At 66.8% G+C, this 26752-nt stretch carries 24 protein-coding genes and 1 riboswitch; of the genes, 11 read left to right on the forward strand and 13 right to left on the reverse strand.

Annotated elements, in window-relative coordinates; genetic code table 11:
- Nucleotides 1-15: 15 nt before the first annotated feature.
- Genes QN239_RS29830 through QN239_RS29840 form a run of 3 tightly spaced genes read right to left on the reverse strand, consistent with a single transcriptional unit; the run spans nucleotide 16 to nucleotide 2904 of the window.
- Nucleotides 16-1590, reverse strand: coding sequence for a copper resistance CopC/CopD family protein (locus QN239_RS29830; protein WP_499015973.1), 1575 nt, complete (start codon nucleotides 1588-1590; stop codon nucleotides 16-18).
- Between the two features lie 14 nt (nucleotides 1591-1604).
- Nucleotides 1605-2360, reverse strand: a complete 756-nt coding sequence (locus QN239_RS29835) for a YcnI family protein (protein WP_499015975.1) — start codon at nucleotides 2358-2360, stop codon at nucleotides 1605-1607.
- Nucleotides 2353-2904 (reverse strand): DUF5134 domain-containing protein, encoded by a 552-nt coding sequence (locus QN239_RS29840; protein WP_499015977.1) that lies wholly within the window; start codon nucleotides 2902-2904, stop codon nucleotides 2353-2355. Before QN239_RS29840 ends, QN239_RS29835 begins: the two co-directional genes overlap by 8 nt.
- A gap of 231 nt (nucleotides 2905-3135) precedes the next feature.
- A riboswitch (cobalamin riboswitch) is annotated at nucleotides 3136-3344 on the forward strand.
- Between the two features lie 133 nt (nucleotides 3345-3477).
- Between QN239_RS29840 and metE the strand changes: the two genes are divergently transcribed.
- A complete protein-coding gene (gene metE, locus QN239_RS29845) occupies nucleotides 3478-5778 on the forward strand; it encodes a 5-methyltetrahydropteroyltriglutamate--homocysteine S-methyltransferase (protein WP_499015980.1) in 2301 nt (766 codons plus the stop codon).
- A 66-nt stretch (nucleotides 5779-5844) separates the two neighbouring features.
- Here metE and QN239_RS29850 read toward each other — a convergent pair whose 3' ends face one another.
- From QN239_RS29850 to prpD, 4 genes are read right to left on the reverse strand one after another with little or no spacing between them, the layout of a single operon-like run.
- A complete protein-coding gene (locus QN239_RS29850) occupies nucleotides 5845-6141 on the reverse strand; it encodes a WhiB family transcriptional regulator (RefSeq protein WP_499015982.1) in 297 nt (98 codons plus the stop codon).
- 41 nt (nucleotides 6142-6182) lie between these two features.
- Nucleotides 6183-7307 (reverse strand): bifunctional 2-methylcitrate synthase/citrate synthase, encoded by a 1125-nt coding sequence (locus QN239_RS29855; RefSeq protein ID WP_499015984.1) that lies wholly within the window; start codon nucleotides 7305-7307, stop codon nucleotides 6183-6185.
- Nucleotides 7304-8221 carry a methylisocitrate lyase gene (gene prpB / locus QN239_RS29860; RefSeq protein WP_499015985.1) on the reverse strand — a complete coding sequence of 306 codons (918 nt, stop codon included), beginning with the start codon at nucleotides 8219-8221 and terminating at the stop codon, nucleotides 7304-7306. Before prpB ends, QN239_RS29855 begins: the two co-directional genes overlap by 4 nt.
- Nucleotides 8218-9735 (reverse strand): 2-methylcitrate dehydratase PrpD, encoded by a 1518-nt coding sequence (prpD, locus tag QN239_RS29865; protein WP_499015987.1) that lies wholly within the window; start codon nucleotides 9733-9735, stop codon nucleotides 8218-8220. Before prpD ends, prpB begins: the two co-directional genes overlap by 4 nt.
- A gap of 119 nt (nucleotides 9736-9854) precedes the next feature.
- Here prpD and QN239_RS29870 point away from each other — a divergent pair, with 119 nt between their 5' ends.
- On the forward strand, nucleotides 9855-11264 hold the full coding sequence (locus tag QN239_RS29870; protein ID WP_499015988.1) for a type II toxin-antitoxin system RelB family anti-toxin: 1410 nt from the start codon (nucleotides 9855-9857) through the stop codon (nucleotides 11262-11264).
- Between the two features lie 10 nt (nucleotides 11265-11274).
- On the opposite strand, the gene QN239_RS29875 is transcribed toward QN239_RS29870, so the two are convergent.
- The 4 genes from QN239_RS29875 to QN239_RS29890 all read right to left on the reverse strand — a co-directional run bounded on the left by QN239_RS29875 (nucleotide 11275) and on the right by QN239_RS29890 (nucleotide 14839).
- Nucleotides 11275-11949 carry an Rv3717 family N-acetylmuramoyl-L-alanine amidase gene (locus QN239_RS29875; RefSeq protein ID WP_499017018.1) on the reverse strand — a complete coding sequence of 225 codons (675 nt, stop codon included), beginning with the start codon at nucleotides 11947-11949 and terminating at the stop codon, nucleotides 11275-11277.
- A gap of 208 nt (nucleotides 11950-12157) precedes the next feature.
- The gene (locus QN239_RS29880; protein ID WP_499015990.1) at nucleotides 12158-12583 is read right to left on the reverse strand and encodes a hypothetical protein; all 426 of its coding nucleotides are present in this window, start codon (nucleotides 12581-12583) and stop codon (nucleotides 12158-12160) included.
- On the reverse strand, nucleotides 12583-12852 hold the full coding sequence (locus QN239_RS29885; protein WP_181953092.1) for a hypothetical protein: 270 nt from the start codon (nucleotides 12850-12852) through the stop codon (nucleotides 12583-12585). Before QN239_RS29885 ends, QN239_RS29880 begins: the two co-directional genes overlap by 1 nt.
- Before the next feature lie 97 nt (nucleotides 12853-12949).
- Nucleotides 12950-14839: an Hsp70 family protein gene (locus tag QN239_RS29890; protein WP_499015992.1), complete on the reverse strand. Its 1890-nt coding sequence runs from the start codon at nucleotides 14837-14839 to the stop codon at nucleotides 12950-12952.
- A gap of 270 nt (nucleotides 14840-15109) precedes the next feature.
- On the opposite strand from QN239_RS29890, the gene QN239_RS29895 reads away from it, so the two are divergent.
- Nucleotides 15110-15592, forward strand: coding sequence for a nuclear transport factor 2 family protein (locus QN239_RS29895; RefSeq protein WP_090358514.1), 483 nt, complete (start codon nucleotides 15110-15112; stop codon nucleotides 15590-15592).
- Between the two features lie 42 nt (nucleotides 15593-15634).
- Here the strand turns inward: QN239_RS29895 and QN239_RS29900 are convergent, their stop codons facing one another.
- Nucleotides 15635-16294: a L,D-transpeptidase family protein gene (locus QN239_RS29900; RefSeq protein WP_499015994.1), complete on the reverse strand. Its 660-nt coding sequence runs from the start codon at nucleotides 16292-16294 to the stop codon at nucleotides 15635-15637.
- 94 nt (nucleotides 16295-16388) lie between these two features.
- Between QN239_RS29900 and QN239_RS29905 the strand changes: the two genes are divergently transcribed.
- The gene (locus tag QN239_RS29905; protein ID WP_499015996.1) at nucleotides 16389-17882 is read left to right on the forward strand and encodes a bifunctional phosphatase PAP2/diacylglycerol kinase family protein; all 1494 of its coding nucleotides are present in this window, start codon (nucleotides 16389-16391) and stop codon (nucleotides 17880-17882) included.
- Here QN239_RS29905 and QN239_RS29910 read toward each other — a convergent pair.
- Entirely contained in the window at nucleotides 17824-18495 is a 672-nt protein-coding gene (locus QN239_RS29910) for a phosphatase PAP2 family protein (RefSeq protein WP_499015998.1), read from the reverse strand. The two genes, QN239_RS29905 and QN239_RS29910, sit on opposite strands and share 59 nt — an antisense overlap.
- Nucleotides 18496-18595: 100 nt before the next feature.
- Here QN239_RS29910 and QN239_RS29915 point away from each other — a divergent pair, with 100 nt between their 5' ends.
- From QN239_RS29915 to cysC, 7 genes are all read left to right on the forward strand, one after another.
- Nucleotides 18596-20251 carry a purine-cytosine permease family protein gene (locus QN239_RS29915; RefSeq protein WP_267291138.1) on the forward strand — a complete coding sequence of 552 codons (1656 nt, stop codon included), beginning with the start codon at nucleotides 18596-18598 and terminating at the stop codon, nucleotides 20249-20251.
- Nucleotides 20252-20323: 72 nt separating this feature from the next.
- Nucleotides 20324-20806: a hypothetical protein gene (locus tag QN239_RS29920; protein WP_499016002.1), complete on the forward strand. Its 483-nt coding sequence runs from the start codon at nucleotides 20324-20326 to the stop codon at nucleotides 20804-20806.
- Nucleotides 20803-21522: an NUDIX hydrolase gene (locus tag QN239_RS29925; RefSeq protein ID WP_499016004.1), complete on the forward strand. Its 720-nt coding sequence runs from the start codon at nucleotides 20803-20805 to the stop codon at nucleotides 21520-21522. Before QN239_RS29920 ends, QN239_RS29925 begins: the two co-directional genes overlap by 4 nt.
- 92 nt (nucleotides 21523-21614) lie before the next feature.
- Nucleotides 21615-23045 carry a sulfatase family protein gene (locus QN239_RS29930; protein ID WP_499016006.1) on the forward strand — a complete coding sequence of 477 codons (1431 nt, stop codon included), beginning with the start codon at nucleotides 21615-21617 and terminating at the stop codon, nucleotides 23043-23045.
- A 47-nt stretch (nucleotides 23046-23092) separates the two neighbouring features.
- On the forward strand, nucleotides 23093-23902 hold the full coding sequence (gene stf0, locus QN239_RS29935; RefSeq protein ID WP_499016009.1) for a trehalose 2-sulfotransferase: 810 nt from the start codon (nucleotides 23093-23095) through the stop codon (nucleotides 23900-23902).
- A complete protein-coding gene (gene cysD / locus QN239_RS29940; protein ID WP_499016011.1) occupies nucleotides 23899-24816 on the forward strand; it encodes a sulfate adenylyltransferase subunit CysD in 918 nt (305 codons plus the stop codon). The genes stf0 and cysD overlap by 4 nt, the downstream gene beginning before the upstream one ends.
- Complete coding sequence (gene cysC / locus QN239_RS29945; protein ID WP_499016013.1) at nucleotides 24816-26729, forward strand: sulfate adenylyltransferase subunit CysN; 1914 nt, start codon at nucleotides 24816-24818, stop codon at nucleotides 26727-26729. Before cysD ends, cysC begins: the two co-directional genes overlap by 1 nt.
- Nucleotides 26730-26752 lie beyond the last annotated feature (23 nt).

Here is a 26752-nt window from a genome sequence, read left to right on the forward strand (position 1 = left end):
ATCACACATGGAACATCACCACACATGGAACGTTGTGGTGGTGGTAATGACCTCCGTGGCGGTGAACCCCACCGTGAGATTCAGCGTCCACGTCCCGGGGCGGGGCGCGACCGCGTAGCTGCTGCGCCATACCGACCCGATTGCAGGCGACCAGCGGACGGGAAGCGAGGCTATGCCTGCGTCGGTTGACGCGAGGGTGGCTGCCAGGTTCTGCACGCGCACCGCAGTACCACCCGCGTCCAGCACCGTGAGGTCGATGTCGATAGGACCGCGACGGGTGCTGGATACCTCGATGTGGACAGTCCTGCCTGCATCGAGTGGCGCGGTCAGGGCAACCGGCGGTCCGTACACGGTGCGCGCCGGCGGTTGTGCCACGAGCAAAGTGGTGACCACCAGGACCCCTATTCCGATCACAGCCTCGACAGGTACCGTGCGACGCAAGACCTTTCGCGATAGACGCCGTCTCCCCAGATAGGCCAGCACGACCATGGCCGTGACCCCGATGAGCTTGACCAGCAACGTGATTCCATACGAGGTCGACCACAAGGCCTCGACGGGAGCCACCTGACGCCACGCTTGGTACTCCCCTGTCAGGACCAGCACCACCAGGCACAGAAACGCCGTTACCGACCATCGATTCAACTGGTCAACTCGATCAGAGGGCAGGACGAACAGCGTCAGAACAACAAGACCGCCCATCCACACAGACATGGCCAGGATGTGTAGCGCAGCCGCCGGGGCCGCCAACCAAACGTCAGCACCCACACCGGAGTGTCCTTCGACGGCAACCGAACCGACCACGCCAAGTGCTGCCCCCACACCGACCAGCACAAGTCGGTAGGGCGGCGCTCCTGTGCCTGCGCTTTGCCACCAGCGCCACAGCGTCGCGGTCCATGCGGCGATGCCGATCAACCGCACCGACGCCACTGCGCCCGCCGCACCACGTAGCGTCTGTCTGAGCCCGGCAGCATCGAACACACCTGCCCAGTCCAAACCGAGTGCGCGAGGTCCGGCAAGCAACAGCTGAAGGACAGTCGCGCAACCCACCAGCACCAGCCCGAGCAAGACGAGTGCGCGCGCCGGTCGGCGCTCGAACACCCACGGCCACAGCAGCGCCACGCATACCCCGGTCCCGAAGCCGAACACCAAACCGAGGTAGATCAGGCCCCTGACCGCATCTGAAATCCATCCCAGCCGATCGTCGACCGATTGCGCCCCGCCGGCGGCCGATGGGTCTTGGCCGATACCGAAGCTGATCGACCCGGATACCTCGTGGGTGTCTGCGGAGATCACCCGCCACGTCGCCGTGTAGCTGCCACGCGGCAGGTTCGGAAGAAGGGGAAGGTCGATCGTGGCGCCGTCCGAACGCAGTGACGGGCCGGTGTCGACCCGAGTGCCGGTGTCGGAGATCACCAGCACCGCTTCCGGAATCAACCGAACCGGCTCATCGAACGTCAAGGTCACCGATGGCGGGCTCGATACCAGACGCGCACCGTCAATCGGAGTGCTGGTCACGAGCACCGCGTGGGCATGCGCCATTGGTGCAGTCAGCAGGGTGAGCGCCAGCATCACCAGCGCTGACCCCGCCAACCGCACCACCTGACTCAACTCTTGCGGCGCAGGAGTGCCAAATTGGCCAAGCCCAGCAACACCGCGATGACGGCGACGACCAACCCGGCGATGCCCGGCCAGGTCGGCGCGGCGGCCGGTGCGGCGGCTGGAGTGGTGCTGGACGCCGGTGGGGGCGGCGTGACTGCAGCTGGGCTGTCCGTATCGCCCCCAGCTGTCAGCTTGACGACCGGAGCGGGATGTTCCGGCTCGGGCTGCCCTTGCGCGGCTTTCTCATTCCAGTTGACGATCTTGCCGTCGCTGTAAGTCTGGACGGCCGGTATCGACAAGGACTCGGTCTTCGGCAGCGGTCCGGCCGAGATACTGAACGTGTCGAACTGGTTCGAAGGAATCGCAGCCTGGGGGTTATCGGCCTTCCATTCCACCGACGACACGTAATCGGTGACGTCGTTGCCGTCATCATCTTTCTGCGGAGTAGCTAGTTTCTTCTTGGTGATGTGCGCCGTCCACCCGGCTTTCGGCTGGGTGGAGACCGAGAGAATGGGATCGTCGTCAGGAAGGGTCACGAGCAGATCGGTCGTGGTGGCGGTGTCCGATTCCGTCGGGACCCGGAAGGTGAGCACGCCATAGCCGCCTTGACTGGCGTCGATACCGGACACCTCGACGTGTGCCCACGCGGGCACCGCCGAACTCACCGCTGCAGCCGCCATCACTGCGGCCGCCGTTGCTGCTTTCATACGTGTTCTCATCGAGTGTTCCCTTCGATTTCGATAATGATTGACCTCACGCACCCAGCGCGAAGCACGTTCCCATCCCCAGGGCCATCAGCGCGTCCGGCCACGGTCGCTCAGGTCCACGCACAGCGGCGTAGAACCACCAGAGCGCACCGGCGAACGAGGCCGAGGCGAGTACCACGGCCGACACCTCAAGCCACGTCGGAAGCTCCACACTCGCCATCGGCGCCGACGCCATCGCATGCCCGCTCATCGACGGCATCACCGGAGCGGGTGTCGGCGTTGTCATGATCACGGGCATGACAGCCATCGCGCTGAACATCGCCGCGTGAACCGGCCAGCTCGACACGGTGCGTTCGAAGAGTCCGACATATGCCAGCAACAGCGCCAACGCGGTGAAGAACAAGAGGTAGACCAGGGCGCAGACCGCCATGCCCACCGGCCATAACATCGCCGTCATGACGACGGCAGACAGACCATGAGCCAATCCCACGCAACGACGCCACCGGTCCACGCCGGCATGTAGCGGAACCAGGTAACCGGCGGCTGCTGCAACGAACACCGCGCTGAGCGCAAAGCACAACCACGCTGGCATAGTCATCAGTAGCGATGGTCGGTGTTTGCGCAGACGAAGTTCCCATGTCCAGCTTGATCGCAGGTGATACACAGGCAATGGCCAGGCGGGTGCAGGAACCCCGTGTTGAGGATGGCCGCAAGTGCATCTTCCGGCTCTCCAAGACATCCACGTCTATTCGCCCGGGGACAGGTAATTCCAGACCGCGTAAAGTACTCCCCGCAGCTGGTTTGTCCGCGATACGGAGACGTCTCATGGACATCGAGCGGCATCGCCGGTGACGGTGGTGCTGCGAGAGGGAACCCGGTGGGAATCCGGGACTGTCCCGCAGCGGTGAGCAGGAACGAACGCCGTCATGAGCACTGGTGTGCAGCACAACGAGCACTGGGAAGCGACGGCCGGTAGGAATACCCGTCTACGGGTGTGCGCCTGTGAGTCCGAAGACCTGCCAGCTGTGCCGGGCGCGCCGCGTCCGGCGGCGCATCGCCTCGTGGACTGGGCGTATGGCCGGCATGGCCGCCGTATCCGTGATGCGGTGGTTCTTTCGGCTGCACGTTCTAGGGCGGTGGGCTTCCCCTCTGTTCGAAGGACAACACTGCCGTGACTGAACCCTCTTCATCGCCGACACCCTCTGCATCCCCGACCTTCCGCGCCACCGTGCTCGGCTCGCCGCGCATCGGCGCCCATCGCGAACTCAAACGGGCCACCGAGAGCTACTGGGCGGGACGGATCGACCGTGCCCAGCTCGAATCCGTGGCGGCCGGCCTGCGCTCGGCCACCTGCGCGGCGCTCGCCGGTGCCGGCCTGGACTCGGTCCCGGTCAACACGTTCTCGTACTACGACCAGATGCTCGACACCGCTGTCTTGCTGGGTGCCCTGCCACCACGGGTCGGCGCCGTGCCGGACGATCTGGATCGCTATTTCGCCGCGGCCCGTGGCACCGCGGACATCCTGCCGCTGGAGATGACGAAGTGGTTCGATACGAACTACCACTACCTCGTGCCCGAGATCGGCCCCGGGACGACATTTCACCTCAATCCGGACAAGGTCCTCAGTGAACTGGCCGAGGCGCAGGCACAGGGCATCCCTGCCCGTCCGGTGGTCATCGGGCCCCTGACATTCCTGGCCCTGTCCAAAGCCGTCGACGGGGGCCCGATACCCATCGAGCGCCTCGACGAACTGCTGCCGCTCTACCGCGACCTGCTCGAACAGCTGGCCGGCGCAGGTGCCCGGTGGGTTCAGCTCGATGAGCCGGTGCTGGTCACCGACACCCTCGACGATCCCGCCGCTCTGACTGAACGCGTCTACCAGTACCTCGGCGAAACCAGCAGCCGTCCAGCACTTTTCGTCGCCACCTACTTCGGCGCGCTCGACGGTGCGCTGCCGGCGCTGGCGAGGACCCCGGTCGAGGCGATCGGGGTCGACCTGGTCGCCGGCGGCGACCGGGCGCCGGCAGCCATCCCCGAGCTCGCCGACAAGCTCTTGGTGGCCGGAGTCGTGGACGGCCGCAACATCTGGGCGACCGACCTGGAGTCGGCGCTGGGCACGCTGGCGAGATTGTCGGGATCGGCCGGGGCGGTGGCCGTTTCGACGTCATGCTCCACCTTGCACGTCCCGTACTCCCTGGATCAGGAGACGGAACTCGATGCGGCGCTGCGCAGTTGGCTCGCCTTCGGCGCCGAGAAAGTCGCCGAGGTGGCGACGCTGGCCACGGCGCTGCGTGACGGACGAGAGTCGGTGGCCGACACGATCACCGCTTCTGCGGCAGCTGTGGCATCCCGTAAGTCCGACCCGCGTCTGCACAACAGTGCGGTCCGGGCTCGACTGCAGACCGTGCTGGCTTCAGGAATCGGCCGCGGGCCCGCGGACCGGCGGCGGGCTAGCCAAGATGCCCACTTGCACCTTCCGGCACTGGCCACCACCACCATCGGCTCGTACCCACAGACCGTCGAGATCCGAAAGGCGCGCGCCGCCCTGAAATCCGGCGAGATCACCTCGGCCGAGTACGAGCGGCGGATGAAGGCCGAGATCGCGGAGGTGATCCGACTGCAGGAAGCGATCAGGCTGGATGTGCTGGTGCACGGCGAACCCGAGCGCAACGATATGGTGCAGTACTTCGCCGAACAGCTGGACGGCTTCTTCGCCACTCAGAACGGTTGGGTGCAGTCCTACGGCACCCGATGCGTCCGTCCGCCGATCCTGTACGGCGACGTGGTCCGACCGAAACCGATGACCGTCGACTGGGCCACCTACGCTCAATCGCTCACCACCAGGCCGGTCAAGGGCATGCTGACCGGTCCGGTCACGATCCTGGCGTGGTCGTTCGTGCGTGATGATCAACCGTTGGCGGACACCGCGAACCAGATCGCGCTGGCGATCCGTGACGAGACCGTCGACCTGGAGTCGGCCGGCATCGCGATCATCCAGGTCGACGAGCCCGCCCTGCGCGAGTTGCTGCCATTGCGGTCCGAGCAGAAAGAGTCCTACCTCCGGTGGGCAGTCGGGGCCTTCCGGCTCTCGACCTCTGGAGTCGGCGACAGCACCCAGATCCACACGCACCTGTGCTATTCGGAGTTCGGTGAGATCATCGGCGCGATCGCGGATCTGGACGCCGATGTGACCTCGATCGAGGCGGCGCGTTCACATATGGAGGTACTGGACGACCTCAATGCGATCGGGTTCTCCACCAGCGTGGGCCCGGGTGTCTATGACATCCACTCCCCGCGGGTGCCCGACACCGAGGAGATCGCCGAATCTCTGCGTGCCGCGGTGCGGGCCATCCCCGCCGGCCGGCTCTGGGTGAACCCCGACTGCGGCCTGAAGACGCGCAGCACCGACGAAGTGATCGCGGCCCTGCAGAATCTGGTGCAGGCCGCCGAGCTGGTACGCGCCGAGCAGTGAACAACATCGTGCCCCGGAATCCGACGCGGATTCCGGGGCACGATCTCGGTAGGCGACGAGTTCCGTTCAGGTGGTCCGACGTTCGTCTTGGATCAGGAACAGCATGGCGCGATCGGTCTCTGACATACCACCCCAGATTCCGAAATCCTCACCGTTGTCGAGCGCGAATCCCGCGCATTCCCACTTCACCGGACACGTCGCGCAAATGTCCCGAGCCAGTGCCAGTCGTCGGCGCCTGGACTGCGGACGTTCGCCGTCGGGGTGAAAGAACAGGTCGGGGTCGCTGTCCCGACACCGAGCCCGGTTCCGCCAATCGCCGGTTCCCGACGGATCACACCCATCGGCCAACTGAGACTTCGACATCCGCCTTCGTGGCGCCGGGTTCGCGACCAGAACTCCGGTGATCACGTGAGTGCGCGCTGCGGATGTCCGCTGTACTCACTGAGCGGGCGGATGAGGGCGTTGGACGCGGCCTGCTCCATGATGTGCGCGGTCCACCCGGTGATCCGGCTCATCACGAAGATCGGGGTGAAGCTGGCGATGTCGAAACCCATCAGGTAGTACGCCGGGCCGGTAGGGAAGTCCAGATTCGGTTTGATCGCGGTGGCCGCAAACATGTCCTGCTCCAGCCGGTGGTAGATATCCAGCCAGCGACGCCCGTCTCGCGCCGTCGCGACGCGTTCGAACGCGGCCTTCATGGTCGGCACCCGCGAGTCACCGTTGCGGTAGACCCGGTGCCCGAACCCCATCACCTTCTCCCTGCGGGACAGTTTGCCGTGCAGCCATTCCGACGCTTTGTCCGCGGAGCCGATCTCCAGCATGTCGTGCATGACAGCCTCATTCGCGCCGCCGTGCAAGGAGCCCTTGAGAGCACCGATGGCCGCGGTCACCGAGCTGTAGATATCGGACTGCGTCGAGGTGACGACGCGGGCAGCGAACGTCGACGCGTTGAAGCTGTGCTCGGCGTAGAGCACCATGGACTGCTCGAAAGCCTCCACGATCGCCTTGTCGGGCACTTCCCCCAGCGCCATCCGCAGAAAGTTCTCCGAGTAGCTCAGGTGGCTGTGCGGTGCGATCGGATCCAGGCCGCGCCGGCGACGCATATCTGCGGCGACGATCGTGGGCAGCGCCGCGAACATCCGAAGGGATTTCTCGTGATTCGCCGATTCGGAGGCATCGTCTTCCTCGGGATCCTCGGCCCCCAGGTAGCTGATCGCCGTGCGCACCACATCCATCGGGTGGCAGGTATCGGGCAGCTTGGCCAGCAGCGACTGCAGGGAGCGGTCGATGCGCCGCGAGGCCCGTTCCCGCTGCGTGAACTGGGCCAGTTCCGCGTCGTTGGGCAGCTCCCCGTGCCACAGCAGGTAGGCGACCTGCTCGAAGCTGCAGTGGGTGGCCAGATCTTGGACCGGATATCCACGGTAGGTCAACGAGTTCGTCTCCGGGACCACCTTGGAGATGGCCGTGGTGTCGACCACGACTCCGGCCAGTCCCTTGTAGATCTGCGGCTTGTCCTCGACAACACTCATCGCTGCGCCCCCTGAAGGCTGAAGTTGAAGATGTCGGAATCGAATTGGTCGTAGTCGGCGTACCGCAGCAGTTCGTAGAGCCGGCCGCGGTGTTGCATGCGATCGACCAGCCCGGATTGTGTTCCGGTGCTCTCGATTTCACGGAGTCCGGTCTCGACCGCGTGCATGGCCAGCCGCAGCGTGGTGACGGGGTAGATGACGGCGTTGTAGCCGATCTCGGACAGCTGACTCGCCGTGAGCAGCGGCGACTTCCCGAACTCGGTCATATTGGCCAGCAGTGGGGTTGTCACGGCCGCGCGAAACTGCTCGAAGTCGGCCGGCGTGTGCAGCGCCTCGGTGAAGATCAGGTCGGCACCGGCATCGGCATAGGCCTTGGCGCGGTCGATCGCCGCGGGGATCCCCTCGATACCCGCGGCGTCGGTGCGGGCGCAGATGACGAAGTGGGGATCGCGGCGGGCGGCCACCGCTGCTCGCAGCCGTTTCACCATCGTCGAGATGTCGACCACGGCCTTGCCGTCGAGATGCCCGCAGCGTTTCGGGTTGACCTGATCTTCCAGGTGCAACCCGGCCAGGCCCGCCTCTTCGAGCAGCGTGACGGTGCGCGCCGCATTCATCGGCTCGCCGAAGCCGGTGTCGGCATCGATGAGGGTCGGCAGGTCGGTCGCGGAGGCGATCTGCGCGCCCCGGCCGGTCACCTCGGTCAGCGTGGTCAGCCCGATATCGGGCAGACCGAGGTCGGCGGAGAGCACCGCGCCGGACACATACACGCCATCGAAGCCGATATCCGCGACCAGTTTGGCGACCAGTGGCGAGAAGGCACCCGGGAAGCGTTGCAGACGACCGGAGTTCAATGCGTCGCGAAACCTCGTGCGTTTGTCGGCGGCCGAGGTGGCCGCGCCCAGAAGCCCGGTCATCGGAAGATCCCTGACGGGATCGTCGGCGCCTTGTCCAGCACCCGCGGGTCGACCCGCACGTTCAGCGCATCCAGCCCGCCGGGTTTGATCGCGGCGACACCGTCGATGAGATCCAGGAAGCGTTGCTGCTCTGCCGATTCCACCACGCCGGCGGCGAGTTCGGTGAATTTGGCGACGTACTGCGCGCGTGCGAACGGGCGGGCGCCCAGCGGATGCGCGTCGGCGACGGCGAGTTCGTCGACGATCGTCTCGCCACTCTTCAAGGTCACCACCGCCCTGGCGCCGAACGCCTTCTCGGCGGGGTCATTCGAGTGGTAGCGCCGGGTCCATGCGGGATCCTCGACGGTGGAGATCTTGCTCCACAGCTCGATGGTGTCGGCGCGATGGGCGCGCTCCGGCGTGTAGGACCGCTCGTGATGCCAGGTGCCGTCCTGCAGAGCGACCGCGAAGATGTAGGGCACCGAGTGGTCCAGCGTCTCGCGGGTGGCGCCCGGGTCGAACTTCTGGGGATCACCGGAGCCGGTGCCGATCACCACATGGGTGTGATGGCTGGTGTGCAGGACGATCGAGGCGATCTGGTCCAGGTCGCCCCCCGAACCGGTCAAGCGCTCGCGCAGGCGCCGCGCCAGGTCGATCGGCGCCTGGCTCTGGTATTCGGCGGAGTGTTCCTTGGTGTAGGTGTCCAGGATCGCGCGCTTGGGCTCGCCCGGTTCCGGGAGCGGCACGTGGTAGGTGCGCTCGGGTCCGCCCAGCAGCCAGGCGATCACGCCGTCCTCACCCTCCCAGATCGGCGCCGGCGCCCCCTCGCCGCGCATCGCCCGGTCGACCGCTTCGATGGCCACCTTGCCGGCCCATGCCGGTGCGAAGGCCTTCCAGCTGGAGATCGAGCCCTTGCGAGACTGCCGGGTCGCGGTCGTCAGGTGCAGCGCCTGCCCGACGGCCGCATAGATGGTCTCCGGATCGAGACGCAGCATGGTGCCCAGGCCCGCCGCAACCGACGGGCCGAGATGGGCGACATGGTCGATCTTGTGCTCGTGCAGGCAGATTCCCTTGACCAGATCGACCTGAATCTCGTAAGCGGTGGCGATGCCACGGATCAGGTCGGACCCGCGGATGCCGAGTTGCTGCGCGACAGCGACCAGGGCCGGGATGTTGTCCCCCGGGTGCGAGTACTCGGCGGCCAGGAAGGTGTCATGGAAGTCGAGCTCGCGCACCGCCACGCCGTTGGCCCACGCCGCCCACTCGGCCGACACCCTGCCCTCGACGCCGAACACGGCCGCGCCCTTGCGGCACGGGTGGGCCAGGGCCTGGGTCCGGGCCACGGTGACGGGGCGGCGAATCACCGATGCCGCCGAGACCGCCGCGTTGTCGATGAGCCGGTTGATCACCATCTCCTCGGTCTCCGGCAGGACCTCGACGGGGTCCGCCGCCACCTCGGCGATCTTCCAGGCGAGGTGCTCGGTGCGGGGGAATTCGTCGGCGCTGCGCCGGGTCTTGACGTCGTGTTCACGCATGTTTCGCACGCTACGCAGGCCGCTGAATCACGGAAAGTACCTGTAAATGCGTAATTTTGTGTCCTTTCCTCACCCGTTTTGCGAATGTTGCGAACTCCTCGGGCGGTAGCCTTGACCGGGTGGCGAAGACGTTCGCGGGCGCCCGGCTGAGACGGCTGCGCGAGGAGAGGGGCCTGACCCAGGTCGCACTGGCGCGCGCCCTCGGTTTGTCCACCAGTTACGTCAATCAGCTGGAGAACGACCAGCGGCCGATCACCGTGTCCGTACTGCTCGCCCTGGCCGACCGCTTCGATCTCCCCACCCACTACTTCGCCGCCGATGCCGATGCCCGGCTGGTGACCGACCTGCGCGAGATCCTCTCCGACGGACCCGCCACGACGGCGCAGATCGAGGAACTGGTGGCGCGCATGCCCGAGGTCGGGCAGACCATGGTGAATCTGCATCGGCGCCTGCACGACGCCACCGCCGAGCTCGAATCGGTGCACGGACGCGCCAATCTGGACAGTCAGTCCGGGGCCCAGCAGCCGATGCCGTTCGAGGAGGTCCGGGACTTCTTCTACGACCGGCGCAACTACATCGACGCACTCGATCGCGCGGCCGAAGAGCTTCGGAGCACCCACCGGCTGCGGGTCGGCGGGCTGGACGGCCAGCTGGCCACCCTGCTGGCCGACACGTTCGGGATCACCGTGCTGATAGAAGACGGAGATGCGTTGGGCGCCAACGTCAAGCGGCGCTACCAGCCCGATGCCAAAGTGCTCCACCTGGCGCGCTGGCTGCTGCCCGGCCAGCGGGCCTTCCAGCTGGCCACCCAACTCGCCCTGCTGCTGCATTCCGAGCTCATCACCGCGATCGTGGCGACCGACAGCCAGCTCAGCGCCGAGGCCCGGGATGTGGCCCATATCGGGCTGGCCAATTACTTCGCCGGTGCCCTCCTGCTGCCGTACCGGGAATTCCTCGGTGCCGCTGAGCAATTACGCTATGACATCGACCAGTTGGCCCGCCGGTTCGAGGTCAGTTTCGAGACCATCTGCCACCGGTTGTCCACCCTTCAGCGACCGGATGCGCGTGGCGTGCCGTTCATCTTCGTCCGTACCGACAGCGCCGGGAACATCTCGAAGCGCCAGTCTGCCACGGCATTCCACTTCTCTCGGGTGGGTGGCAACTGTCCGCTGTGGGTGGTGCACCATGCGTTCTCACGACCCGGAGAGTTCCTCACCCAGGTGGCACAGATGCCCGACGGGCGCACTTACTTCTGGCTCGCCAAGACATCGGCGTCGACCCCGAGCAGGTATCTCGGTACACCCAAACGCTTCGCCATCGGCCTGGGCTGCGATCTGGCACATGCCGACAAACTCGTCTACTCGGTGGGTATCGACCTCGCCGACCCGAACGCCACCGTGCCGATCGGCGCGGGCTGCCGGATCTGCGACCGGTCGGCGTGCCCGCAGCGGGCCTTCCCGTACGTGGGCCGGCCCGTCCAGGTCGATCCGCAGACCAGCAGCAATCTTCCGTATCCGCCGGCCGGCTGATCGGCGACGCTCACGCCAGCATCTGCAGATAGCCGGCAATCCCCCGCGTTACGGCGTCCGCAAGACGCGCGCGTGTGCCCGCGTCCGTCAGCGCCGCCGCGTCGTCGGGATTCCTCATGTTGCCCATCTCGATCAGGATCGCCGGATACTGAGCCAGATTGAGGCCGGCGAGATCGGCTCGCCCGTAGAGCCCGTCCGTGCCACGGTAGGTCGACGGCTGCATACCGCACGCGACCAACTCGTCGCGCATCGCCTGGGCCAGCCGCCGAGCCGGACCGGCCTGCGCGGCGTTCAGCGGCGGATCCGAATAGTTCACATGGAACCCGCGGCCCTGCCGGGGTCCGCCGTCGGCGTGGATACTGACGATCGCGTCGGGACGAACCGAATTCGCCATGGCCGCACGCTGATCGACACACGGGCCCAGCGCATCGTCATTGGTCCGCGACAGTGCCGTCCGCACGCCCAGTTGGCTCAGCCCCGCCCGGATCCGCAAGACGGTGTCCCAGTTGAAGGTGTGTTCCGGATAACCTGCGTCGGTGGTGGTGCCGGTCGTCTGGCACTCCTTGGTCGCGCCGCGTCCGTCCGTCACCTGCCGGACGATCGAGGAGTCGTTGGCACCGTTGTGCCCGGGATCGAGAAACACGATCCGGCCTGCCACGTTCGAGGCGGCATGAGCCACAGGCATTTCGGAGAGCACAACCGACGCGGTGCCCAGGACGACCGGGGCGGCCACTGCGTAGCGCAGCAGCTCACGACGGGTGGACAACCGGGGTGTCGAAGAGGAGCCGCAGCACACCTTTTCACCGTAGAAGCCGTACCACCGGATCAGAATGGATCACAGCACCTCGGCAGGGAATCGATGCGTTCGGGTGACCTGCCGCCCGGCTGACTACCTACTGACCACCCGAGGCTGGGGACGCCTGCGCGGACGCCTTGGCCGCCGCCGATTCTTCGGCGGCCTTGGCGGCCCGGCCTTCCGGGCTGCCCATCGAGTAGCCCGCCGACTTGTTGGACGCCGCGCCGGAATCGCAGTTCAATGAGACGACCATCTCCTTGGTGGCCGACCCGGAGCTGTTCTCCGGCGCCGCTACCGTCCGCGGTACCGCGTTGACGACGACACAATCGTCGCGGCCCTGCTCGTCGCCGAAGGTGGTACCCACGATCACCGTGTAACCGGCGCCGCTGAGCGTCGACGACGCGTCACTGTACTTCTGGCCGGTCACGTCGGTACCCGATGCGGCGGCACTTCCGGTGCTGATCGCCGCCACAAAACCCGCGGTGACCGCCGCAAGTCCGACCCCGAGGGCGAGCCGTTTCATCAGTGTCCCGCTTTCACTGCGGGTACCGCCATCGTGGTGGCCTCGACATTCGACGGCGCCTCCCACGTGGCCGTCGCGCCCATGTCGGCGGCCTTCACGACCGGCGATGAGTAGGTCGTGTTGGCGGGTGCATCGCCCGAGCCCGCCAACATGCTGGCCGAGCCCCCACCGTCGTGCGTGGCGCTGAGCGCCCCGAGCGTGATCATCGCGCCGGCCCCGATCACGCCGAGAACCGCGCGCCGCGAATGCCATGACGTTTGAGTGTTCATGCCCCTGATCGTGCTGCCAGGAACCGCAAGCTGGCTGAACCCGACCTGTGATGTTGCTGGCGCAATGGTTACTGACCGGTTACCGCAAGCCGGGCACTTACGGGTAGGTCGGCTGGTTCGGATACTGCGGTGCGTAGGGGTAGGTGGTCTGGGTGGTCGCACCCCGGTTGGGCACCTGGATCGGGATCGGTACCGGCAGGAACGGCACCTTGATGTAGCTGGTGGTCATCGCCGGCGTCGTGGTCGTGGTGGTCGTCTCGGTGGTGGTCGTGGTCGGTTCGGTGGTGGTGGTCGGCGGTGTGGTCGTCGTGGTCGGCGGTGTGGTCGTGGTGGTCGTGCTGTGCGTGGTGTACGTCTTGGTCACCGTGACGGTCTGCTCCGGCACCGGGGTCTGGGTCTGCGGTGGTGGGGGCGGCGCCGGTGGCTCCGTGGTCACGGTGAGGACGGGTGGCGGGGCCTCGGTGGCCGACGGCGCCACCGCAGCGGGCGGCGTTGCGCTCGGCGGCGGGGTGATCGCCCGGGTTGCCGGCGCGGGCGTCGGCGTAGGAGTGGACGTGCCCGAGTTACCGGTCAGCGCGATCGCCACCCCTCCGAGGGCGACCAGGGTCAGTACGCCCGCACCGGCGAACACCAGGATCGGCAGTCGCTGCCAGGCCCGCGGCGCATCGTCGTACGTGCCGGGAACATGCTGTGCCACAGCCCGTGTGGTGGTGTCGATCGTGTACGGGTTCTCCGTGCCATACGGGTTTGCGCCGGCATACGGAATCTCCCCGCCGGCGTACGGGACCGGTTCACCGGTGGCGTCATCGTCCTGCGACCAGGCCAGCGCACCGACCGCACCCGCGCTTGCGGGCCCGAGCTCGGTCGGGATGTCCTGGGCGGCTGGGGCAAGCCCCGTCGGCGCGTCGGGCGCCGCCGGCGCCAGCCCGGTGGGTGCGTCCGCGGAGATCGGTGCCATTCCCGTGCGCAGATCGGATTCGGCCCCGTAGGCGGCGAAAAGCGCGGCGCCGACGGCGGCGTCGAGCGCCGGCTGCGCCGTGGTCACCACCGGGATCCTGGTGTGTTCCGAAAGCAGTTGGGTGATCAGCGGAATGCTCGCGCCACCGCCGACAGTCGCCACCGCGGACAGGTCGGAAAAAGTGATCCTGTTGCGCTGCAACAGATTATCCAGGCTCGCCAGCACCTCGGCGAACGGCTCGGCAAGCAGCTCCTCCAGTTCGGCACGGGTGAGCCGGACCACCGACCGCTCACCCGGCAGCGCCACGGGCACCTCGGTGGCGGTGACCGACGACAGTCTTTCCTTGGCGTGGCGGCATTCCTCGCGCAGCTGCCCGAGCAGTCCGACCGCGGCGGTGGCGGCGGGATCGGCGCCACCGACCGCGGCCAGCACCTTCGTCAGCACCGCCTGGTCGATCAGATCACCGGAGAACTCGGTCACCCGCAGCGTCTCGTCCAACGGCTCGAACGCGGCTCCGGCGTCGACGAGCGTGATACTGGTGCCGCCGCCCCCGAAATCGAGTAACACCACCGGGCCGCCGCCCTGCAGGCCCGGGTTGGTGCGCAACGATGTCAGCGCGGCCACCGCGTCGGACACCAGCCTGGGCGGGGTGCCGCTCGGCGCGAGCACCGGGTTGGTGCGGACGACCGCGCGCAACGTCCGCACCGTCGCCGCGGTCCAGTGCGCGGGAAAGGCGATGGCCGTCTGGGGCGCCGGGTCCGCACCGGCGGCACCGAGCATGGCTTCCAGCGCCTCGACCAGTAGGTCGTCGGCGGCGTAAGACGATCCGTCGGATGCCACCAGCGGTACCGGGTCGCCCACCCGCTCGACGAACCCGGTGAGTACCAGGCCCTCTTCTGTGGACACGCCGATAGCCGGCGTGCCGTGCGTGGGCAGGGTCAGCACAGCGCGTCGGGTCACAGACTGGCCGCCGACACTCGTCGCGACCAGGTTGGTCGTCCCGATCGACAACCCCAAGGGGTCGGTCATATTGAGCACACCTTAGCCGCCCCACCACCACCCCGACGAACGGACACACCGCGCCGATTCGAACTATGTTCCGGCACTGAACTTTTGGATCAGTTGTGAACCAGCTTTGCCCACTTCCCCGGGGCAGTGGGCAGCGGGGGAAGTTTGCGCAATTCGGCCGGCCCGGGCCGGCACCGAATCGGACACCAGGCGCGCACACGGATATTTGACGACGGTGTCGACGAACTTCGTGGCCCGGACCGGCATCCGACGGACCACGGGTGTGCTGCAATGTCGGGTATGGGTGACACCTTGGGTGAATTCGAAGCGATCAAACAGGTCAAATACCGGTACCTGCGAGCACTGGACACCAAGCACTGGGAGGACTTCGCCGATACCCTCGCCGAGGACGTCAAGGGCGACTACGGGCCCTCCCTGGGCAACGAACTGCACTTCACCGACCGCGATGCGCTGGTGAACTTCATGCGCACGTCGCTGGGACCGGAGATCATCACCGAGCACCGGGTGGACCACCCCGAGATCACCCTCGACGGACCCGACGAAGCCTCGGCGACCTGGTATCTGCAGGACCGCGTCATCGCTCCCGACTTCAACTTCATGCTCATCGGTGCGGCGTTCTACCACGACCGATACCGCCGCACACCGGACGGCTGGAAGATCAGCGCGACATCCTATGACCGCACCTACGACGCCACGATGTCGCTGGAGGGCCTGAAGTTCTCCCTGAAACCCGGTCGTGCACTGAATATCTGACGGGATAACTGACGGGTTCGCGCGTACTTATTTCGCGCTTGGCTATTTTGCGACGGCGATCAAGGCGCCCGGCTGCAGCCACCGCATGATCTTCACCAGGGTGGCGTCGTCGATCGCGACGCAACCCGCCGTCGCACCCCCGTCGGTGGTGTGCAGGAAGAACGCCCCACCGTTACCGGGCACCCTGGCCTTGTTCACGCCCATCACCACGGCGTGGGCGTACTGCGGAATCTTGAGGTTCTCGGTACCGCTGCTCGGGTCGGTGTCGAACGGACACTGCGCCTTCTTACACACCTGCATGGTGTTGTAGGTCGGGCTCTTCATATCGCCGTCCCACCAGTGATCCGAACCGACCTGGACGTACTGCAGCCCACCGCCCGGGTTGGGCTGCGTGCCGAAGGCGAAGTCGAGGGTGAATATGCCCATCGGCGTTTTCATTTCGCCGTCGTGGGTCTGCGGTGCCATTCCGTTGGCCCCGATATGCGCCGGGATTCCCACGCCGATCGGCTCCCAGCCCGCCGTCGTGCGCTGCCAGACATCCATTTTCGCCGACGAACCGCCCACCCCGACAACCGAGATGACCTGGGTCGCGGCGCCGACGGAATCGGCGAACCACGGAGTGTCCACCGCGCGGGCCACCGGCGGCACCGACCCCGCACCGCACAGGAGCATCGCCGCACACAGCATCAGCAGTCGGCGCATCCGTCCATCGTCTGCAGCCGGCACCGCGCGGGTCAAGTCAAGGTTTGGACACGGGCTGCGGTTGGCCAGGGAGCGCGCTGCGTAGGTTGGAAAGATGATCGGACGGCGGGCTCGCGGACTCCAGCAGATCGGCCAGGGTTTGGGCACCCTGGACCGCGAGATCTTCGAGGCGGTCGCCGAATCCCCCAGCCCGCTGCTGGACTCCGTCATGCCCAGGCTGACCTCTGCGGCCGACCATTCCAAACTCTGGATCGGCATCGGCGCCGCGCTGACCGCGGTCGGTACCCCCTCGATGCGGCGCGGGGCCACCCGCGGCCTGATGACACTGGCCGTGACCAGTCTGGTCACCAATCAGGGCGCCAAACGGTTGTGGAAGCGACCGCGACCGGATCGCACGCCGGTCCCGCTGATCCGCCGGTCCCTGCGCATCCCGACATCGAACTCGCTGCCGTCGGGACATTCGGCCAGCGCGGCTGCGTTCGCCGTGGGTGTCGGCCTGGAAAGCCCCCCGCTGGGTTTCGGGCTGGCCCTGCTCGCCGGGCTCGTCGGGTTGTCCCGGGTGGCGACCGGCGCGCACTACCCCGGTGACGTCTTCGCCGGATTCGGTATCGGCGCGGCCGTGGCGGTACTCGGTGCCCGTATCGTCCCGCCGATCGTCGAGGTCTCGCCGACGGCGTCGGAACTGCTGCGCCTGGATACCCCGCCGCGCCCCGCCGGCGAAGGCGTCGTGCTGGTCATCAACCCGGCCTCGGGCAGCGGCACCGGCGCCCGGGTCGTCGACGAGGTGAAGGCGCAGCTGCCCCGGGCCGAGATCGTCGAGGTCGGCGAAGGTGACGACATCGCCGACGCGCTCCGGGCGGCCGCCGCCCGGGCCGAGGTGCTGGCCGTCGGCGGTGGTGACGGCACCGTGTCGTGCGCGGCCGGCATCGCCGTCGACGCCGGGTTACCGCTCGCCGTGTTCCCGGGCGGGACCTTCAACCATTTCGCCAAGGACATCGGCTGTGACACCGTGGCCGCGACGGTGTCGGCGATCCGCAACGGGCACGCGGCGCACGTGGACGTCATTCGCTTCAATGAGGCCGATACCGTGATCAACACCGCCAGCATCGGCGCCTACCCGGCGTTCGTGCGGGTCCGGGAGAAGCTCGAACACCGGATCGGCAAGCCGCTGGCCGGCGCGTACGCGTTGTGGCGGACGCTGCGCAGCGATCAGGCCGTGCGCATCGCGTTCGACAACACGACCCTGCAGACCTCGTTGTTCTTCCTCGGCAATTCGGTGTACGCACCGTCGGGTTTCGCCCCGTCCCGGCGCAGCCGGATGGACGACGGCCTGATCGATATCCGCATCCTGGAGACCGGACGCCGGTTCGCTCGGGTGCGGGTCCTGACCTCCCTCATGCTGGGACGTCTGGTGCGCAGCCCGCTGTACCACGAGCTGCGGGTGCCCGAGTTCAGTTTTGTGGCGGTCGACGGACCGACACCGGTGGCTCATGACGGAGAGGTGGAGAACTCCTGCGAGGAGGCCACGTTCAAGGTGCGCTACCGAGCGCTGCCGGTGTTTCGGCCCCTGGGTCGACAGGCCTGGTGACGGTCCTTCGTCTCAGCACGGGCAGACACCCGAGCACCCACAGATAGCCCAGCGCCCAGCCGGCCAGCACATCGGAGGGGTTGTGCACGTTGAGCACCACCCGCCCCACTCCGATCCCGATGACGATCACCGCGCCCGCGACGAGCACCGGCATCCGCCGGCGGTGCCCCAACAGCTCCCAGGCCACCACCGTCAGAGCCAGCACGGCGGCCATATCCCCGAGCGCATGCCCGGATGGGAAGGACCAGGACGCCTCATAGGCAAGATCGAAGGACGGGCGGGGCCGGCGCACCGCATTCTTCAGCACGGTGACCAGCAGACCGGATAACTCCACCGACAGTGTCAGGAAGAGCGCCACCCGAAACCGGCGCCGAAGTAGGGCTACGACGATGCAGATTCCGCCCACAACCCGCAACACTCCGGGATGGAACACGTCGCAGAAAATCGTCCAACCCCGCACCCAGCCCCGGTGGTCCAGACCGTAACGGTGCAGCGGATCCAGGATCGCCGCGTCCATAGTTGCCAGCCACTCGGCATGAGTCAGCACCGCCACGAGAACAACGATGAACACGACGGCACTCACGGCCGCCAGCACCGCCGCCCACCTCGTCATGCGTGTCACCAAATCAGTCCTACCACCCACAGCTGGACGCAGTCTGAGGGCAACGCCACGGTGATACGGGCGAAACATAGCCCCCATAAGTTTGCTGACCATGACACAAGAGCTCACGGACGAGCCGGCCGGCACTTCCGTCGACCCCGACGACCGGCTCACCGCCACCAAGGAAACCCTCGAGGACTACACGCTGCGCTTCGCCCCGCGCAGCTATCGGAAGTGGTCCACCCGGGTGGTCGGCATCTCGGCACTCGGCGGTATCGCCTATCTGGCCGACTTCGCCATCGGCGCCAATATCGGCATCTCCTACGGCACCACGAACGCACTGTGGGGCATCTTCATCTTCGCCGTCGTGGTGATGCTGACCGGATTCCCGGTGGCCTACTACTCGGCGCGCTACAACATCGACCTCGACCTGGTCACCCGCGGCAGCGGCTTCGGTTACTACGGGTCGGTCGTCACCAATGTCATCTTCGCGACGTTCACCTTCATCTTCTTCGCCCTCGAGGGCTCGATCATGGCCCAGGGCCTCAAACTCGGGTTGGGCATCCCCCTGTGGCTGGGCTACGCGGCCTCCACGCTCATCATCTTCCCGCTGGTCATCTACGGCATGAAAGTGCTGTCCACACTGCAGGTGTGGACCACCCCGTTGTGGTTGATCCTGATGGTGGCGCCGTTCGGCTACCTGGTGATCAGCCACCCGGAATCGGTCGGCCAGTTCTTCGCCTACCAGGGTGAGAACGGGGTCAAGGGCTTCGATATCGGCTCCACGCTGCTGGCCGCGGGCGTGTGCCTGTCACTCATCGCGCAGATCGCCGAGCAGAACGACTACCTGCGGTTCATGCCGCCCAAGACCCCGGAGAACAAGCGCAGCTGGTGGACGTGGATGTTCCTGGCCGGCCCCGGCTGGGTGATCTTCGGCGCCATCAAGCAGATCGTCGGTTTGTTCCTGGCCGTCTACCTGATCGCCAACGTTGCCGGCAGCGCCGGTATCGCCAACCAGCCGGTGCATCAGTTCCTGGAGATCTACCAGAACTTCCTGCCCGGTTGGCTGGCCATGACCCTGGCCGTCGTGCTCGTGGTCATCAGCCAGATCAAGATCAACGTGACCAACGCCTACTCCGGCTCGTTGGCCTGGACCAATTCGTTCACCCGCGTCACCAAGACCTACCCGGGCCGGTTGGTGTTCCTCGGTGTCAACCTGCTGATCGCGCTGATCCTGATGGAAGCCAACATGTTCGACTTCCTCAACACGATCCTGGGCTTCTACGCCAACTGCGGTATGGCCTGGGTCGTGGTGGTGGCCAGTGACATCGTGTTCAACAAGTACCTGCTCAAGTTGTCACCGAAGGTGCCCGAGTTCCGGCGCGGCATGCTCTACGCGTTCAACCCGGTCGGTTTCGGCTCGATGCTGATCGCGGCGGGCCTGTCGGTCATCGCGTTCTTCGGCGGACTGGGTGAGGCCATCCGGCCCTACTCGCCGCTGGTGGCGATCGGCCTGGCCCTGGTACTCCCGCCCATCTTCGCCATCGCCACCAAGGGCAAGTACTACCTGCGCCGCACCAGCGACGAGATCGACCTGCCGATGTTCGACGAGCACGGCAACCCGGCCGACGATCACCTCAAATGCCATGTCTGCCATCATGATTACGAGCGGCCCGATATGCTCAAATCGGCGACCGGCAACGGCTTCATCTGCTCGCTGTGCCTGAGCACCGACAAGACCGGAGAGCACGTCCTACCCGCCCAGTAAACCGCGCGATTTGTGCACGTTTACCGGCGTTGAGCGCCGGTAAACGTGCACAAGTCGTCGTAGTGTGGCCTCATGGCCGTCGTTCTTCGAAAGCTGTTCGGCATCGGCAAGCTGCCCGACGATCTGCGCGCGGCGGTGACGGCCGAAGGGATCATCCATCTGGCCGAATACGTCGCGGTGACCCGGCACTTCTCGGGTAAGGTTCCGGGCCTTCGGTCCGCGGGCAGTGTCAGCAGCTACTCCGGATCGCTGGTGTTCACCTCGCAGCGCGTGCTGGCCACCTTGTCCTCGGTACCCAAGCTGGCCGGCCGGGTCATCGATCAACGCTGGGATGCACCACAATCCGGTGCGGTGACCGCCGACATCTCGGAGACCGGACTGCACATCAACGTCGACGTGGGCCAGGTCGATCCACACTGCAGCGGACACCTGTCGCTGCACTACAAGGACACGCTGTCGCAGGAGGTGCTGGACCAGTTGCCGCGGCGGACGCTGTCCTACGACGTCCCGCCGGAGTTCGTCTTCCGTGCCGTCGGCGTGCCGTACCACCCGTGACCATCCCCTATGACGCGACGCTGCGAGAGCGCATCCAGCGGAATCTGACCGGGCACCGGCGGCGCAGTGTCACCGATCCGGCCAAGCGGCATGCCGCGGTCGCGGTCGTGCTGGTCGACTCCGAACTCGGCGAGGACCGCGTCGACCCGGCACCCGTCGACGACTGGATCGCGGGTCGGCCGATGCCCGAGGCCGGTCTGGACGGCCGCATGGTCGACGTGTCCGGCGGCGCCGCCTTCGTGTTGTGCCGGCGCGCATCCCGGCTCAATTCCCATGCGGCGCAGTGGGCACTGCCGGGCGGGCGGCTGGACCCCGGCGAGACGGCGGTGGACGCCGCACTGCGCGAGACGCATGAGGAGGTCGGCGTCGACCTACCCGGTTCCTCGGTGCTCGGTCTGCTCGACGACTACCCCACCCGGTCCGGGTACGTCATCACACCGGTGGTGCTGTGGGGCGGCGGCCGGCTCGAGCTACGGCCGGCACCCCAGGAAGTGGTCGCCGCCTACCGGGTGGGCCTGCACCAATTGCTGCGCGACGATTCACCGCGGTACATCAGCATCCCGGAAAGCCCCCGGCCGGTGGTGCAGATTCCGCTGGGCAACGACCTCATCCACGCACCGACGGGCGCGGTGTTGCTCCAAGTCCGCTGGTTGTGCCTGCAGGGCAACTCCGAACGTGTCGACGAGCTCGAGCAACCGGTGTTCGCCTGGAAATGAGTGATATCCCCTTGCACGAAAGGGTTGCCGAACGTCGGCCCACCATGTTCCGTGGTGATCCGTTCCGTGTTTGATCCGATGAAGGACTCTCTGTGACCACCCCCCGTCCCGACGGACCCCCTCGCGACAACGTGCTGTTCGTGCACTGGCACGACCTCGGCCGCTACCTCGGCGCCTACCACCATGCCGATGTCAGCAGCCCGCGACTGGATCAGCTGGCAGCCGAAGGCATCCTGTTCACCAGGGCACACGCCACCGCCCCGCTGTGCTCGCCGTCGCGCGGATCCCTGTTCACCGGCCGCTACCCGCAGAGCAACGGCCTGCTCGGCCTGGCGCACCACGGCTGGGAGTACCGCGCTGATGTGCGGACACTGCCGGCCCTGCTGTCCGAGTCCGGTTGGCACACCGCCCTGTTCGGCATGCAGCACGAGACCTCCTACCCGGCGCGGCTGGGTTTCGACGAGTTCGACGTGTCCAACTCCTACTGCGAGTACGTCGTCGAGCGGGCCGTGGCCTGGCTCAATGGCCGGGCGAGCGCCCCGGGGCATCCGGAACCGTTCCTGCTCACCACCGGATTCTTCGAGACGCACCGGCCCTATCCCGCCGAGCGCTACGACCCGGCCGATCCCGCGGGCGTGGACGTCCCCGACTACCTGCCCGACACCCCCGATATCCGCCAGGACCTCGCCGATTTCTACGGCTCCATCACGGTGGCCGACGCCGCCGTCGGCGAGCTGCTGGACACGCTGGCCGAGACCGGCCTGGACCGCAGCACCTGGGTGGTGTTCCTCACCGATCACGGGCCCGCGCTGCCGCGGGCCAAGTCCACGCTGTACGACGCCGGCACCGGGATCGCGCTGATCGTGCGTCCGCCGCTGGAGGCGAACATCGCCCCCCGGGTCTATGACGACCTGTTCAGCGGTGTCGACCTCACCCCGACCCTGTTGGACTTGCTGGGTGTGCCGATTCCTGTTGAGGTGCAAGGGCTTTCACACGCCGACAATCTGCGCGCCGCGGCCGGCGACGAGGTCCGCGCCGAGGTGTACACCACCAAGACCTACCACGACTCCTTCGATCCGATCCGGGCGATCCGGACCAAGGAATACAGCTATATCGAGAACTACGCCGCGCGTCCGCTGCTGGATCTGCCGTGGGATATCGCCGACAGTCCACCCGGTCAGGCGGTCGGTCCGCTGGTCGCCGCACCGCGGCCGGAGCGCGAACTCTACGACCTCACGGCGGACCCCACCGAAACCTGCAATCTGCTCACCGAGAGTGCTACCGACTCCGACGTCCGGGCTGCCGAGGAGATCGCCGGGGAGCTGGCCCTCAAACTCGACGACTGGCGGCACAAGACCAATGACGTCATCCCCTCGGATTTCGCCGGTAGCCGCATCTCAGAGCGCTACACCCAGACCTACCTGAGCGTTCACGGACGCCCTGTCACCAGCCGATCCGGTATCGCCGCGGACCGCGGAATCGACGGCGAGCAGAGCGGCAAGAATAATACTCACGGTGAGTGAAAAACCCCTCTGAGCAGCACTTACGCCTACCGGTTAGGCTCTCGCGCATGTCCTCACCGACGGCACCCACGGCGTATCTGGTCCTCGCCTCACAGCGCAGCGGCAGCACTCTGCTGGTGGAATCCCTGCGCGCCACGGGTGTCGCCGGGGAACCGCAGGAGTTCTTCCAGTACCTACCCACCACCAGCATGTCGCCGCAGCCGCGCGAATGGTTCGCCGATGTCGAGGACGAGTCGATCCTGCGCCTGCTCGACCCGATCGTCGAGGGCAAGCCCGATCTTGCCCCCGCCGAGATCTGGCGCGACTACATCCAGACCGTCGGTCGGACCCCCAACGGAGTGTGGGGCGGCAAGCTGATGTGGAATCAGACGCCGCTGCTGCGCGACCGCGCCAAGGATCTGCCGAACCGCTCCGGTGACGGGCTGCTGGCGGCCATTCGCGATGTGGTCGGCAGCGATCCGGTACTGATCCACGTCTACCGCCCCGATGTGGTGTCCCAGGCGGTGTCGTTCTGGCGTGCGGTGCAGACCCGGGTGTGGCGCGGCCGGCCCGACCCGGTGCGCGACGCCCGCGCCGAATACCACGCCGGTGGCATCGCGCATGTCGTGAAGCTGTTGCGCGATCAGGAAGAAGGATGGCGCAACTGGTTCGCCGAGGAAGGCGTCGAGCCGATCGACGTCTCGTACCCGTACCTGTGGCGCAACCTCACCACGGTGGTCGCCACGGTGCTGGAGCAACTGGGCCTGGATCCTCGGCTGGCGCCCCAACCGGTACTCGAACGCCAAGCAGATCAACGATCCGACGAATGGGTTGACCGCTACCGCGCGGATGCGCACCGGGAGGGACTGCCGACATGACCACTGCGAGCGACACGATTCGGGTCGATGAGTTGCGGCTGCTGGAGGCCGAGGCCGTCCACATTATCCGGGAGGTGGTCGCCGAGTTGCAGCGGCCGGTGCTGCTGTTCTCCGCGGGCAAGGACTCCATTGTGTTGTTGCGGCTGGCAGAGAAGGCTTTTAGGCCCAATCCGCTGCCGTTCCCGGTGCTGCACGTCGACACCGGACACAACTTCGGTGAGGTCATCGAGTTCCGGGACCGCCGCACGACGGGTCAGGGCCACAAGCTGCTCATCGGCTCGGTGCAGGAGACCATCGACAGCGGCCGCGTCGCCGACCCGGGCCCGGGCGCCTCGCGAAACCGGCAGCAGACCCGCACGCTGCTCGACGCGCTGGAGGCCGGCGGCTTCGACGCCGCGTTCGGCGGAGCCCGGCGCGACGAAGAACGGGCGCGCGCCAAAGAGCGCATCCTGAGTTTCCGCGACGAATTCGGCCAGTGGGATCCGCGGGCCCAGCGCCCCGAGCCGTGGTCGCTGTACAACGGCCGTATCCGCAAGGGTGAGCAGGTCCGCGTGTTCCCGCTGTCGAACTGGACCGAGTTGGACATCTGGCGCTACATCGAGCTGGAAAACCTTGAGCTACCGTCGATCTACTTCGCCCATGAGCGTGAGGTGTTCGAGCGCGACGGCATCCTGCTCGCGGTGTCGGAGTACGCGCAGCCGACCGGGGACGAGAAGGCGGCCGTCGAGTGGGTGCGCTACCGCACCGTCGGCGACCTCACCATCACCGGCGCCGTCCGCTCACGTGCCACCCGCATCGATCAGGTGATCAGCGAGATCTCGGCCGCGACGGTGTCCGAGCGGGGCGAGACCCGCGCCGATGACCGCACATCCGTGGCGGCCATGGAAGACCGCAAGCGAGAGGGTTACTTCTGATGGGTTCTCAGACGGGCTCGACGACCCGGCAGTTGCTTCGGATCACCACCGCGGGTTCGGTCGACGACGGCAAGAGCACACTGATCGGCCGTCTGCTGCACGACACCGACAGCCTGCCCCTGGACCATCTGGACGCCGTCACCGATTCCGACGGGGTGGCCGACCTGGCGGCGCTGTCCGACGGTCTGCGCGCCGAGCGTGAGCAGGGCATCACCATCGATGTCGCCTACCGGTTCTTCTCCACCGAGACCCGCAGCTACATCCTCGCCGACACACCCGGCCACGAGCGGTACACCCGCAACATGTTCACCGGCGCGTCCAACGCGCACGTGGCCATTCTGCTGGTGGATGCTCGCGCCGGGGTGCTGCGCCAGACCCGCCGCCACGCCCGAATCGCAAAACTGCTCGGTATCAAGCATTTTGTCGCCACGGTCAACAAGATCGATCTGGTCGATTTCGATCAGCGGCGCTTCGCCGAAGTGGAACGCGAGCTGCAGCTGCTCGCCGGCCGGCTCGGCTTCTCCCATTCCCAAGCCGAACTGACGGTGATCCCGATCGCCGCCAAATTGGGCGACAACGTCGTGCTGCGGTCCACCAACACGCCGTGGTACCAGGGTCCGACACTCTTGGAATACCTTGAGGCCGTCGAGCTTTCGGCACCACATCCGGATCCGGCCAACCTGCGCCTGCCCGTCCAGTGGGTGTCGCGCCCGACGGCCGAACAGCGCCGCCGCTACACCGGCCGGCTGTCGGCGGGCACGCTCAGTGTCGGCGACACCGTGGTGAGCCTGCCCGCGGGCACCCGGTCCACCGTCACCGTCGTCGACACACTCGACGACGACCGCGCCACCGCCGTGGCCCCGCTGTCGGTGTCCATCGAATTGGCCGACGATATCGACGTCGGCCGTGGTGACGTGTTCGTCAGCGCCGCCGCGGAAGAAGCCGGTGCGCTGCCGGTGCTGGCCCGCGAGATCGACGCGACGGTGTGCTGGTTTCAGGACAGCCCGCTGCGCGCCGGTGACCGGCTGGCACTCAAGCAGGGCACCCGCACCGTGCGCGCCACGGTGCAGGACCTGCACACCAAGCTCGACCCGGAGACGCTCGACGAGGTCGACGGTCCGGTTGAGTTGGCACTCAACGATATCGGCTCGGTGACCTTGCGGACCAGTTCGGTCGTGGTGGCAGATCCGTACGAAGAGAACCGGGACAGCGGCGCTTTCATCCTGATCGACGAGGTGTCCAATGACACCGTCGGCGCGGGCATCATCACCGAGGCCCGCACGGTCAAGCCCAGCGGTCACAACCGTTCCGATATCAAGTGGCACCCGTCATCGCTGGACCGCGACTACCGGTGGAGCAAGACGGGTCAGCGCGGCGCCACCATCTGGTTCACGGGGCTGCCGGCATCGGGTAAGTCGACGCTGGCGGTGGCAGTCGAACGAGCACTTGTCGAGGCCGGCCGGGTGGCCTACCTGCTGGACGGAGACAATCTGCGCCACGGACTCTCCGACGATCTCGGCTTCTCGGCGGGTGATCGCACCGAGAACATCCGGCGGGTCGGGCATCTGACCCGTCTGCTGGCCGACGCCGGTGTCATCGCACTCGCCGCGCTGGTGTCACCGCTGCGATCCGACCGCGAGATCGCCCGGTCGCTCAACGCCGCCGCCAAGCTGCCGTTCATCGAGGTCCATGTCGCCACCCCGGTGGAGGAGTGCGCACGCCGCGATCCGAAGGGCCTCTACGCGCGGGCCAACGCGGGCGAACTCAAGGGGCTCACCGGGGTTGACGCCCCGTATGAGGCACCCGAGGCGGCGGATCTCGTGGTCGACACCACCGATGCCGATCTCGATCAGCTGGTCGGACAGGTCATCGCGCTGCTCGACAACAAGCGATTTGTGGAGCCGCACCCGTAACCATTCCGGTTAGGGCTCCACAA

The organism is Mycolicibacterium sp. Y3, from assembly GCF_051188035.1.
GTDB classification, from domain to species: Bacteria; Actinomycetota; Actinomycetes; order Mycobacteriales; family Mycobacteriaceae; genus Mycobacterium; species Mycobacterium fluoranthenivorans.